The sequence below is a fragment of the Tropicibacter naphthalenivorans genome (assembly GCF_900176475.1).
GTDB classification, from domain to species: Bacteria; Pseudomonadota; Alphaproteobacteria; order Rhodobacterales; family Rhodobacteraceae; genus Tropicibacter; species Tropicibacter naphthalenivorans.
This window is the reverse complement of the sequence record NZ_FWXX01000001.1, coordinates 85,498-97,328: the sequence shown is the minus strand read 5'-3', so window position 1 is coordinate 97,328 and position 11,831 is coordinate 85,498. Positions and strand designations below refer to the sequence as shown.

Below are 11,831 nucleotides of genomic sequence, written 5' to 3'. Positions count from 1 at the left end.
AACCATGGATGCGCATTTCATCGCCCCGCAGTATCTTGTGTGGACCGCAGGGGTGTTTTTCACGCTGGGGTATCTGGTCATCAACCAAAAGATCCTGCGCGTGCTGCTGCTGATCGGGACCGGGTTTTACCTGTGGTATTACTTTGTTGCCGCCGACCGCCCCCTGTGGGAGGCGATCCTGACCTCGTCAGTGATGGGCACGGCGAACCTGATTGGCCTGTCGGGCTTGCTGCTGCGCGAGTCCAAGCTGATCGTGCCGCGCGCGCACCGCGATATCTACAAGCGGTTCAAGGACTTGCCGCCCGGCGATTTTCGCGAGCTGGTGGGGCAGGCGCGGCGCTATACCCTGACCGAAGAAGAGGTCATCACCCGCGAAGGCGTGGCGGTCGACAAGCTGTACTTTGTCGTCTCGGGCAAGTTGCAGGTGGAAAAGCGCGGCGAGCGGTTCTTGATGCCCGCCGGGGTGTTCGTGGGCGAGGTCGCTTACCTGACGGGGATGCGGTCCTCGGCGACGACGCGGCTGCCTGCGGGGGCCGAGGTGTTGGTCTGGGACGTGGCGCGCCTGCGCCGCCGGGCCAAGCGTCGCCCGCGCTTTTCCATGGCGCTGAACGCTATGATTTCCAAGGACTTGGCGATCAAGGTCGCGCTGGCCGTCGCGCCGCACCAGGTGGACAACACCCGCGAGGCGGAGGCCATGCAGGACGAGGTCCGCAAGACCGCGCTGGGGTGACGCGCGCTAGCTGGCGCGCTTGATTCCCATCACGCGGGCGCGGGCGCGCGGGTCTGCATCGAACAGGCTGGCGAGCTGTTCGGTCATCGCCCCGGCCAGCTGTTCCACGTCGGTGATCGTCACGGCGCGCTCGTAGTAGCGGGTCACGTCGTGGCCGATGCCGATCGCCAGCAATTCGACCTGACGGCGCTTTTCGACCATGGCGATCACGTCGCGCAGGTGCTTTTCCAGGTAGTTGGCCGGGTTCACCGACAGGGTCGAATCGTCCACCGGCGCGCCATCGGAAATCACCATCAGGATCTTGCGCGCCTCGGGGCGGACAACCATCCGGCGGTGCGCCCATTCCAGCGCTTCACCGTCGATGTTTTCCTTGAGCAGGCCTTCTTTCATCATCAGGCCAAGGTTGTCGCGGGTGCGGCGCCACGGGGCGTCGGCGTGCTTGTAGATGATGTGGCGCAGGTCGTTGAGGCGACCGGGCTGCTGCTCGCGGCCCTCGTTCAGCCATTTCTCCCGCGCTTGCCCGCCCTTCCACGCGCGGGTGGTAAAGCCGAGGATCTCGACCTTGACGCTGCACCGTTCAAGAGTGCGGGCCAGAACATCGGCGCAGATCGCCGCGATGCTAATGGGACGCCCGCGCATGGAGCCAGAGTTGTCCAGCAGCAGCGTCACCACGGTATCGCGGAACTCGGTGTCTTTTTCCTGCTTGAAGGACAGCGGCGTCGTGGGGTTGGCGACCACGCGGGCAAGGCGGCCCGCGTCAAGGATGCCTTCCTCGAGGTCGAATTCCCACGACCGGTTCTGCTGGGCCTGAAGACGCCGTTGCAGCTTGTTCGCCAGACGGCTGACCGCGCCCTTGAGCGGTTCGAGCTGCTGGTCCAGATAGGCGCGCAGGCGTTCCAGCTCGATCGGCTCGGCGAGGTCTTCGGCGGCGATTTCCTCGTCGCAGGTGGTGTCATAGACCTTGTAATCGGGATCGGCGTCAGAGATCGGCGCGGGGGCGGGGGGCTCCATCGGGGCCTCGCCTTCGGGCATTTCGACCTCTTCGCCCATCTCTTGGTCGGCCATATCGTCGGCAGAAACCTGCGCCTGCGAAGAATCCTGCTGCTCGTCCTGCGCTTGCTCGGGCGAGGCGTCGGCCTCGTCGCCTTGGTCCTCATCGCCGGTGGAATCGGGCTGCTGCTCTTCTTCCTGGCCCTCTTCCTGACCGTCTTCTTCGGCCTCGTCATCAAGGTTGTCCGGGTCGTCGCCAAGCTGGTCGCCATAGCCCAGATCGCTGATGATCTGGCGGGCGAACTTGGCAAAGGTGGCTTGATCGGCCAGCGTGTCGTCCACGGCGTTCAGCGCGTCGCCGGCGGATTGTTCCATGAAAGGTCGCCACAGTTCCATGACGTTGGCGGCGTCGGGCGGCAGGTCGCGGCCCGTGGCAAGGTGGCGGATCAGGTAACCGGCGGCGACAGAAAGGGGCGCGTCCGCCTTGTCGCGAATCTGGCCATAGCCCGCGCGGGCGGCGTCAGCGCTGATCTTGGCGTCGATGTTGCCGGCGGTGCCGGGCATGTCGCGCGCGCCCATGGCTTCGCAGCGGGCGGTTTCCATCGCCTCGTACAGGTCACGGGCCATGTCGCCCTGCGGCACATAGCGCGCGTGGGTCGCCTTGTCGTGATAGCGGCGGTGCAGAGCCAGTGCGTCGGCGGTGCCGCGCGCCAGCAGAACCTCGTCGCGCGACATGCGGCGGCTGATCTGCGGCAAGCGCATGGCATCGCCCGAGACCCCGGCGGGATCGACGGTGTAGCTGACCGACAGGTCAGGGTCGTCGGCCATCACCTTGGTCGCCTCGGCGAGGGCTTTTTTGAAAGGATCTGCGGGGTTGTCGCTTTTCTGTGCCATGGGGTCAGGTTTCCCCTTTTGGCGCGCAATTGGCAAGAGGGCGCGTTAGCCCAAAGCCAGTGAATTGCACGCGCCGATTTCCCGCTGGGCAAGGTTGGCAGCATAGCGTTTGCGGCGCGTGTCGGGGTCAAAGCTGGCGGCCTGCAACAGTTTGGCCTGCGCGAACTTTGCCTCGATCCGCAGGTGCAGGATATGCGCGCCGGTCAGGCCCGCGCGCCGGGCGTCGGGCATCACCGCCTCGACCAGCATTTCAAAAAGCTGCCTTTGCCCGCGCGCCTGCGCCCCGTCGCGGCCCATGAGCCATTCGTGTTCCATGGTGGCGGACATGCGCCCAAGGCAGGTGGCAAACAGCCGGACCTGTTCCGTCGCCCGGTCGGGCCCCGCGTTAGGGCCGGTGTCAGGCCCCGTGTCAGGCATGGCCAACGCAGGCGTCGCCGCGCCGATCAGGACCATCAACAGGCCAAACAGATATGTTTTCAGATCGCCCATAAACTAGACGGTACACCAAAAGTTCCGCCATCCCGTTAATCGAAATGAAAACTTTTCGTTAAAGTGTCATCAAATCCACATCAAATACCTGCACAAAACGCGCAAAGAAAAAGGGGCGCCCGGCGGCACCCCTCTTAACAGTTTGAAATGTCAGACGATCTTAGCCCAGCGACACGGACGCCGCGCTTTCGGGCAGCTCTTCGTCAAAGCAGCGCTGATAGAACTCGGCCACGGTCTGGCGCTCCAGCTCGTCACATTTGTTCAGGAAGGACAGGCGGAAGGCGTAGCCGACGTTGCGGAAGATCTCGGCGTTTTGCGCCCAGGCGATCACGGTCCGCGGCGACATCACCGTCGACAGTTCACCATTCATAAAGGCACGGCGGGTAAAGTCGGCGACGGTCACCATCTGGCGCACGGTCTTGCGACCCTTTTCATTGTTGTAATGCGGCGCCTTGGACAGCACGATCGAGGTTTCGGCGTCGATCGACAGGTAGTTCAGCGTGGCGACCAGCGACCAACGGTCCATCTGGCCTTGGTTGATCTGCTGCGTGCCGTGGTACAGGCCCGTGGTGTCACCCAGACCAACAGTGTTGGCGGTGGCGAAGATGCGGAAATACTTGTGCGGGGTCAGAACTTGGTTCTGGTCCAGCAGGGTCAGCTTGCCGTCGGTTTCCAGCACGCGCTGGATCACGAACATCACGTCGGCGCGGCCCGCGTCGTATTCGTCGAACACGATGGCGCAGGGGTTGCGCAGCGCCCATGGCAGGATGCCCTCTTGGAACTGGGTGGTCTGCTTGCCGTCGATCAGCTTGATCGCGTCCTTGCCGATCAGGTCGATCCGGGAGATGTGGCTATCAAGGTTCACACGCACCGACGGCCAGTTCAGGCGGCTGGCAACCTGTTCGATGTGCGTCGATTTGCCGGTGCCGTGGTAGCCTTGGATCATCACGCGGCGGTTGCGGTGAAAGCCTGCAAGGATGGCCAAAGTGGTGTCGGGATCGAACTTGTAGGTCGAATCCTGTTCGGGGACGCGCGCGGTGCGGTCGGCAAAGCCATGCACCACCATGTCCGTATCAATGCCAAAGACCTCACGGACCGAGATTTCTTCGGTCGGTTTCGCGTTGATATCCAGCATCTCGTCGGCCATGGTTAATCCGTCCTCTTGTCCGGGCAAATATGTTTTGCACGTGGTGCAACATATCCGGCAGATGGGCAAGGGCAAGCGGGATAAACAAACCATATGAAACCGCAACACGAGCAAGAACAGATCGAAGAGTGGATTGTTGGCATCGCGATGGGCGATCGCCGGGCCTTTCGGGCGCTGTATGCGGCGCTGTCGCCGCGGCTGTTCGGGCTGGCCTGTCACATCGTGGACGATGATGGGGCCGCCGAAGAGGTGCTGGAGGCGGTGTTCCAGCGGATCTGGACGCGCGCGGGCAAATATCGCGCAGGCGGCTATGGCCCGCTGGTGTGGCTGTTGACGATCACCCAGCAAGAGGCGGTGCACAGCTTACGCGCGCGCCGTGCGGTGGGGCAGGCCGCGCCGCTTGATTTCGACGACACGGGAGCGGCTGGCGCGGCCCCCTCTGCCGAAGGGCAGATGCTGGCAAGCTGCCTGCGCGAGCTGCCGCCCGACCGCGCCGGCATGGTGCAAAAGGCTTATCTACAAGGGGCAACCTACGCCGAGCTAAGCGCCGAGATGGGCGTGTCAGAGCAGCAGGCGCGCCCCGTCCTCCGTCGCAGCCTGATGCAACTCAGGGAGTGTCTGAGCCGATGACCCAGATCACCGATCTGCCCGGCGGGCCAGAGGCAAGTGCCGCCGAATACGCCTTGGGGCTGCTGTCAGAGGAAGATCGCTTTGGCTTTGAGCGCCAGTTGGACGGTGACCCGGAGTTGGAACAAGAGGTCATCGCTTGGGCGGGGTTTTTGACCACCCTCACGGAAACGGTCCCGCCGAAAACGCCGCCCGCGGCCCTTGCGCGGCGCATCGAACGGGCCGCCTTTGGCGCGCCGCCCCCGGCGATCTGGCGGCAGGTCTTGCCCTACGCGCTGGGCGCAATCGCCGGGGCGGGGATCGCTTGGCTGGTGTTTTCATCGGGGCTGTTGGTGGGCGCAGGCGGGTAGGCCCGCGCGAATCGACCCGGACAGGCGCGCCAATTTCGCGCCCAACTGGCAGGCGTGCCGTCATTTTCCCGTTCAAGCCGCGCAAATCCCCGCGCTTGCGCCGTTTTGGCACTCGCACCAAGGGCGGCCTGCGCCTATAACGGCGCGCAACTGCGGGACCAAAAGGGGATGACCATGTCCGGAGATCTGTCGCCGATCGATAAGGCCAAATTTGTCGCTGCCAAACGGGCGGCCGAGTTCGTCGAGGATGGAATGCGCGTCGGTCTGGGGACCGGCTCCACCGCCGCTTGGCTGGTGCGCTGCCTGGGCGAGAAGGTCCGCGAGGAAGGCCTGCGCTTTCGCGGCGTGCCGACCTCGACCCGCACCGCGGAACTGGCGCGCGAAGTGGGCATTGAGGTCATCAGCCTCGACGAGGCGCGCTGGCTGGACGTGACCATCGACGGCGCGGATGAGTTCGACTCGAACCTCTCGCTGATCAAAGGGGGCGGCGGCGCGCTGCTTCAGGAAAAGATCGTGGCCACCGCGTCCGACCAGATGGTGGTGATCGCCGATGCTGCCAAAGAGGTCGAGCACCTGGGTGCCTTCCCGCTGCCGGTCGAGGTGATTCCCTTTGGTTGGCAGACCTCTCAGGCGCTGATCGAGGAAACCCTGGTGTCCATGGATGTGATGGGCCGCCAGACCAGCCTGCGCATGAACGGCGACCGCCCCTACATCACCGATGAGGGCAACCACATCCTCGACCTGCATTTGCAGCGCATCGGCAATCCGCGCCAGCTGGCGATGGTGCTGAACCAGATCCCCGGCGTGGTGGAAAACGGTTTGTTCATCGACATCTGCGATCAGGTTGTGATCGGCTACGGCGATGGCCGCGTGGAAACCCGCGACATCAACGCCGGCACCGTGCAAGAGGACAAGATGGACTTTGTCGAGGACGATAACCTCTTCAAGGACATATAAACCCGCCTGACGGGTTGAAACGATGGGGCCATCCGCAAGGATCGGCCCCTTTTTCGTGCGGAATTCCTGACTTTGTAATCGGCGCCCTCTGCCTCCATATAAAGGTCAAAGAACCGGAGATGGGTATGGGCAAGACAGCGATCCTGATGGCGGCGCTTTTCGCAGGGCAGGCGGCTTGGGCCGAGCGCGGCACCCAGAGCGATGTGCCCGACGCCATGTGGCAGCGGATGCAAGGGGTGTCCTGGCACGAGGGCATGGGCTGTCCCGCGCGGGCGACCCTGCGGCTGTTGACCGTGCCTTTTAACGGTTTCGACGGGGCGCAGCAGTTGGGGCAGATGATCGTCGCCGGCGAGGTCGCCGCCGAGGTGCTTGATATCTTTGACGAGCTGCATCAGGCGGGCTTTCCCATCGAGCGGATGCAGCCTGTGCACATGTTCCTTGGCAAGGACGATCTGTCCATGGCCGCCAACAACACCAGCGCGTTCAACTGTCGCGTGGTAGGGGGCACGACGCGCCTATCACAGCACGCCTTTGGTACGGCGATGGACATCAACCCGGTGCAGAACCCTTATGTCACCAGCGGCGGCACCTCGCCTGCGGCGGGCAAAGCCTTTGACGAGGCCGCCGAGCGCACATCCGACGTCCAAGGCATCATCCGCGCCGGCGATCCGGTGGTTAGCGCCTTCAAGGCGCGCGGCTGGGGGTGGGGCGGCGACTGGCAATCGCTCAAGGATTACCAGCACTTTTCCCGATCCGGTCACTGATCACAACGCCAGTCCCCGGCAAAGCCCGACTGCGGACCACCCGTCACGGTGTAGCTGAGCGTCGCGTTATACCGCCAGTCGCTGTCCACCTCAGTCACCGACAGGCGCAACCCATTGGCGCTAAAGCTTTGGCCAGAGCCGCTCAGCGGGATCAACACGTCATTCAACATGGCCACGCCTTGCGTCCCATCGGCATCGGTCCACAGCACCGGATCGGCCTCTGTGGTATAGCGAAACGCGCACGTGGGCGCGGTGAGCACGCGCTGCGCCGTCTCAAGCGTCATCTGCTGCGGGTCCATCGCGCTGCGCTGGGCGCGGGTCAGCGCGTCGTCAATGCTGCCCTCAACGGGGGCCGAGCCCACATAGGTCACCGGCGCATAGCGCCCGGCGGCCAGCTCGGCGCTCAGCCAGCGCATCTCGGAAATCTCTTTTTGCTGGGCCATCAGGATTTCATCCGCCATCTTGCGCACCCGCGCGTCCTGAATATTCGCCCGCCCAGAGGTCATCACCGCAATCGAGTGGTGCGGGATCATCGCGCGCATGTAGCTCAGCCCGTCCACCGTCACCTGCGCGCGAACCAGATACAGCATCCCCGCCGCCAGCACCGCGCCGCCGCCAAGGATCAGCCAGTTCGTACGCTTCACGGGGTAGTGTCCAAACATAAAGGCCATCATGACCACGGCCATCACCCCGCCCATCATCACCGCCATATAGCTGCGGGTTTCCGAGAAATAGATGTGCCCCAGCGCGTAGGTGTTCAAATACATCAGCCCGAACATGATGACAGTCGAGGCTAGGATCATGGTGAAAAAGCGTTTGTAGGTCATGGATGGCTCCGGTCTTCTTTGTCTCTTAACGCGGGTTAGGGCAGCAAAGGTTCCGTAATAATCGCACGCGCAAAGGTGAGGCGGTTTCGCCGCGCGGTCTCTGGCCTTCTGTGGGGGGCTGTGAAATACCTCGGACCCAAGCAAATATGAGGGCGTATCATGAGCGATTTCGACTACGATCTGTTTGTCATCGGTGGCGGCTCTGGCGGTGTGCGCGCGGCGCGCGTGGCAGCGGGAGAGGCCGGGGCCAAGGTCGCATTGGCCGAAGAAGACCGCTACGGCGGCACCTGCGTGATCCGGGGCTGCGTGCCCAAGAAACTGATGGTCTTTGCCTCCGAGTACAGCGAAATGCCCGGCCAGGCCCGTGCCTACGGCTGGGACATGGCGGACGGCGAGTTCAACTGGACCACCTTCCGCGGCAAGCTGGACGCGGAACTCGACCGGCTCGAAGGGGTCTACCGCAAGCTGCTGGCGGGCTCTGGGGTGGAAACCTTTGACGCGCGCGCGAAACTGAAAGACGCGCATACGGTCGAGCTTTCGACTGGCGAGACCAAGACCGCCAAGCACATCCTGATCGCCACCGGCGGCCGTCCCGTGCGCCCCGATTTGCCCAACGCGCATCTGGGCATGGTGTCGGACGACATCTTTCACCTTGATGAGCTGCCCAAATCGGTCTTGATCATCGGCGGCGGCTATATCGCCTGCGAATTCGCCTGCATCCTGCATGGCCTCGGCGTCGAGGTGACGCAATACTATCGCGGCGCGCAAATCCTGCGCGGTTTCGACGAAGAGGCGCGTGGCCTGATCGCCGAAGCCATGAAAGAGCGCGGCATCAAGCTGCATACCGGGACGGACATCGTCGCCATGGGCACCGCCAGCCACGACGACATGACCCTGCCGGTCGAGGAATCGCAATACGGCCACGACGAGACCGCCGAAGAGGCCGGCCCCAACGGCAAGCCGATCCGGGTCAAGGCCACCAACGGCGAAGAGCAGACCTTTGACGCGGTGTTCTTTGCCACCGGCCGCAAGCCGAATTCCGACGATCTGGGTCTGGAGGAACTGGGCATCAAGATGGCCCGCAACGGCGCCATCGAGGTGGACGACTACAGCCAAACGGCGGTGCCGTCGGTCTATGCCATTGGCGATGTGACCGACCGCGTCAACCTGACCCCGGTGGCAATCCGCGAGGGTATGGCCTTTGTCGAGACCGTCTTCCACGGCAACCCGACCAAGGTCGACCACGAGCTGATCCCCTCGGCGATCTTTACCCAGCCGGAAATGGGCACCGTTGGCCTGTCCGAAGAGGCGGCGCGCGAGCAGGAGCCGATCGAGGTCTACTGCGCCTCGTTCCGGCCCATGCAAACGGCCTTTGCCGATCAGCCGGACCGTGTCATGATGAAACTGATTGTTTCGCAAGAGACGCGCAAGGTTTTGGGCTGTCATATCGTCGCGCCCGGCGCAGGCGAAATGATCCAGCTGGCGGGGATTGCCATCAAGATGGGCGCAACCAAAGAGGATTTCGACCGCACCGTGGCCGTTCACCCGACCATGTCCGAAGAGATCGTCACCATGCGCAATCCGACGCGCAAATCTTGAATTTCGCGCGAAAGCGCACAGTTTAGGCGGCAAGCACGCAAAAGTTACGACCAAGGAAGGAAAGCACTTCATGGCAGGAAACAGCGGCGGCCCCTGGGGGGGCGGTGGCAACTCTGGCGGCAACAACCGCCCTCCCCAGGGACCGAACGGCGGAGGAGGTCGTCGACCCGAGGATAACCAGATCCCCGAGATCGACGAGTTGATGAAAAAGGGCCAGGAACGCCTGCGCGTTCTGATGGGCGGCAAGGATGGCGGCGGCACGGGTGGTCGCGGCGGGTCCGGCGGCGCTGGTGGCCCCGGCTTTAACAAAAGCTCCATCGGTCTGGCGGCGCTGGGCGCGCTGGCGCTTTGGGCGTTCAGCAGCTTTTACACCGTCCGCCCCGAAGAGCAGTCGGTCGAGTTGTTCCTTGGCGAATTCTCGGGCATTGGCCAACCGGGCCTGAACTTTGCGCCCTGGCCGTTCGTGACCTACGAAGTGGTCGATGTGACCTCGGAGCAGACCGAGACCATCGGCGCGGGCAGCGGGGCCGACAACGGCCTGATGCTGACCACCGATGCGAACATCGTCGAGGTGGATTTCGAGGTGGTCTGGAACATTTCCGACCCGTCCTTGATCCTGTTCAACATCGCAGAGCCGGAACAGACCGTGCGCGCGGTGTCCGAGGCGGTCATGCGCGAAGTCATCGCCGCATCGAACCTGGCCCCGATCCTGAACCGGGCGCGTGCCGCAACGGCGCAGGCCGCGATGGAGCGCATTCAGGCGACGCTGGACGAGTATGAATCCGGCATCAACATCGTGCGTGTGAACCTTGAAACGGTCGATCCGCCCGACGAGGTGATCGAATCCTTCAACGACGTGACCGCCGCCGAGCAAGAGCGCGAGCGCCTTGAGCAGCAGGCCGAAGCCTACCGCAACCGCGTGGTGGCCGAAGCCCGTGGTCAGGCCGCGCAGGTTTTGCAAGAGGCCGAAGGCTACCGCGCCCGTGTGATCAACGAAGCCTTGGGTGAGGCCGCGCGCTTTACCTCTGTGCAGCAGGAATACGCTGTGGCCCCCGAGGTCACCCGCCGCCGCCTGTACCTGGAGACCATGGAAAGCGTGCTTGGGGATGTGAACAAGATGATCCTTGATCCGTCGCTGACCGGCGGGGAAGGGGGCGTTGTGCCTTATCTGCCCCTGAACGAGCTTCAGCGTGGGGGGAACTAAGATGAACAAGACAACCTTTATCATCCCCGCCGTGGTGGTCGCGGCCATCGTCCTGATGTCGTCGATCTTTGTCGTCAACGAAAAGCAAAAGGCGCTGGTCCTTCAGTTCGGACAGATCAAGGCCGTCAAGGAAAAGCCGGGTCTGGCGTTCAAGATCCCGATGATCCAGGAGGTCGTGTACTACGACGACCGTATCCTGTCGCTGGACACCGAAACCATCGAAGTGCTGCCCTCGGACAGCCGCCGCTTGGTTGTGGACGCCTTTGCGCGCTACCGCATTTCCGATCCGGTGCGCTTTCGTCAGGCGGTGGGTGTGGGCGGTGTGCGCCGCGCCGAGTCCCGCCTGCAAGGTATCCTGAGCGCGCAGATCCGCGAGGTTCTGGGCACTGATCAGGTGACCTCTGACAGCATCCTCTCCGATGACCGCAGCGCCCTGAGCCAGCGTATCCGCGACAACGCGCGCGCGCAGGCGATGACCCTCGGGATCGAGGTGGTGGACGTGCGTCTCAAGCAGACCAACCTGCCCGATCAGCTGTTGAACGAAACCTTTGCCAAGATGCGCTCTGACCGCGAACGTCTGGCCGAGGACGAGCGCGCCCGTGGCCGCGAAGCCGCGCAGCGTGTGCGCGCGCTGGCCGACCGGACCCGGACCGAAACGCTTTCCGAAGCCAACCGTGACGCGAACATCACGCGCGGTGAGGCCGACGCCGAACGCAACCGCATCTTTGCCGAAGCCTATGGCGCCGACCCCGAGTTCTTTGCCTTCTACCGCTCGCTTCAAGCCTATGAGCGCGCGTTGCAGGGTGGGAATTCCAGCTTGGTCATTACGCCGGACAGCCAGTTTTTTGAGTACTTCAACGGCGAAGTCTCGCAGAACGCTTTGACGGCGGTTCAGGCGCCTGCACCCGCAGCGGCGACCGATGCACCCCAAGCACCGGCAGAACCGGCGCAGGATGCGGCCCCGGCGGCACCGGCTCAGACCGCGCCTGCGGTCCCGGCGGACAATTGACCGGAACGGACATACTGACGGGGATCGCCATGGTCCTCGTGATCGAGGGGCTGGTGTACGCACTGGCCCCTTCGCTTGTGGAACGCCTGCTCGAGGCGATGCGCGAGATGCCGCCAGAGGCGCGGCGGACTTTGGGTCTGGTGACGCTGGTGACCGGCGTGACCCTGCTGTGGATCGCCAAGGCCTAGGGATTTATGCGTAAATCCCCCCGCTTTGCGCTTTTTAAACCAATTTTATTTAAATC

General features: G+C 63.5%; 13 protein-coding genes. 9 read left to right on the top strand and 4 right to left on the bottom strand.

What is annotated here, in order from left to right; translation table 11 throughout:
• The first annotated feature begins 4 nt into the window (after positions 1–4).
• Complete coding sequence (locus B9A11_RS00415) at positions 5–730, top strand: cyclic nucleotide-binding domain-containing protein (RefSeq protein WP_058246310.1); 726 nt, start codon at positions 5–7, stop codon at positions 728–730.
• A gap of 6 nt (positions 731–736) precedes the next feature.
• Here the strand turns inward: B9A11_RS00415 and cobT are convergent, their stop codons facing one another.
• The 3 genes from cobT to cobS form a co-directional block, all read right to left on the bottom strand.
• Complete coding sequence (gene cobT, locus B9A11_RS00410) at positions 737–2,614, bottom strand: cobaltochelatase subunit CobT (RefSeq protein WP_058246311.1); 1,878 nt, start codon at positions 2,612–2,614, stop codon at positions 737–739.
• A 45-nt stretch (positions 2,615–2,659) separates the two neighbouring features.
• Complete coding sequence (locus B9A11_RS00405; RefSeq protein ID WP_058246312.1) at positions 2,660–3,103, bottom strand: hypothetical protein; 444 nt, start codon at positions 3,101–3,103, stop codon at positions 2,660–2,662.
• Positions 3,104–3,263: 160 nt separating this feature from the next.
• The gene (cobS, locus tag B9A11_RS00400) at positions 3,264–4,250 is read right to left on the bottom strand and encodes a cobaltochelatase subunit CobS (protein ID WP_058246313.1); all 987 of its coding nucleotides are present in this window, start codon (positions 4,248–4,250) and stop codon (positions 3,264–3,266) included.
• Between the two features lie 93 nt (positions 4,251–4,343).
• Here cobS and B9A11_RS00395 point away from each other — a divergent pair, with 93 nt between their 5' ends.
• The 4 genes from B9A11_RS00395 to B9A11_RS00380 all read left to right on the top strand — a co-directional run bounded on the left by B9A11_RS00395 (position 4,344) and on the right by B9A11_RS00380 (position 6,948).
• On the top strand, positions 4,344–4,880 hold the full coding sequence (locus B9A11_RS00395; protein ID WP_058246314.1) for a sigma-70 family RNA polymerase sigma factor: 537 nt from the start codon (positions 4,344–4,346) through the stop codon (positions 4,878–4,880).
• Positions 4,877–5,227: a hypothetical protein gene (locus tag B9A11_RS00390; protein ID WP_058246315.1), complete on the top strand. Its 351-nt coding sequence runs from the start codon at positions 4,877–4,879 to the stop codon at positions 5,225–5,227. The genes B9A11_RS00395 and B9A11_RS00390 overlap by 4 nt, the downstream gene beginning before the upstream one ends.
• Before the next feature lie 174 nt (positions 5,228–5,401).
• Positions 5,402–6,184, top strand: coding sequence for a ribose-5-phosphate isomerase RpiA (gene rpiA / locus B9A11_RS00385; RefSeq protein WP_058246435.1), 783 nt, complete (start codon positions 5,402–5,404; stop codon positions 6,182–6,184).
• A gap of 125 nt (positions 6,185–6,309) precedes the next feature.
• Positions 6,310–6,948, top strand: coding sequence for a M15 family metallopeptidase (locus tag B9A11_RS00380; protein WP_234988699.1), 639 nt, complete (start codon positions 6,310–6,312; stop codon positions 6,946–6,948).
• Here B9A11_RS00380 and B9A11_RS00375 read toward each other — a convergent pair.
• Complete coding sequence (locus tag B9A11_RS00375; protein ID WP_058246317.1) at positions 6,942–7,775, bottom strand: DUF305 domain-containing protein; 834 nt, start codon at positions 7,773–7,775, stop codon at positions 6,942–6,944. The two genes, B9A11_RS00380 and B9A11_RS00375, sit on opposite strands and share 7 nt — an antisense overlap.
• A 159-nt stretch (positions 7,776–7,934) precedes the next feature.
• Between B9A11_RS00375 and B9A11_RS00370 the strand changes: the two genes are divergently transcribed.
• The 4 genes from B9A11_RS00370 (at position 7,935) to B9A11_RS00355 (ending at position 11,775) form a co-directional block, all read left to right on the top strand.
• Positions 7,935–9,374, top strand: coding sequence for an FAD-dependent oxidoreductase (locus tag B9A11_RS00370; RefSeq protein WP_058246318.1), 1,440 nt, complete (start codon positions 7,935–7,937; stop codon positions 9,372–9,374).
• 70 nt (positions 9,375–9,444) lie between these two features.
• Complete coding sequence (gene hflK, locus B9A11_RS00365; protein WP_058246319.1) at positions 9,445–10,578, top strand: FtsH protease activity modulator HflK; 1,134 nt, start codon at positions 9,445–9,447, stop codon at positions 10,576–10,578.
• A gap of 1 nt (position 10,579) precedes the next feature.
• On the top strand, positions 10,580–11,587 hold the full coding sequence (hflC, locus tag B9A11_RS00360; RefSeq protein WP_058246320.1) for a protease modulator HflC: 1,008 nt from the start codon (positions 10,580–10,582) through the stop codon (positions 11,585–11,587).
• The gene (locus B9A11_RS00355; RefSeq protein ID WP_083499750.1) at positions 11,584–11,775 is read left to right on the top strand and encodes a DUF2065 domain-containing protein; all 192 of its coding nucleotides are present in this window, start codon (positions 11,584–11,586) and stop codon (positions 11,773–11,775) included. Before hflC ends, B9A11_RS00355 begins: the two co-directional genes overlap by 4 nt.
• Positions 11,776–11,831: the final 56 nt, after the last annotated feature.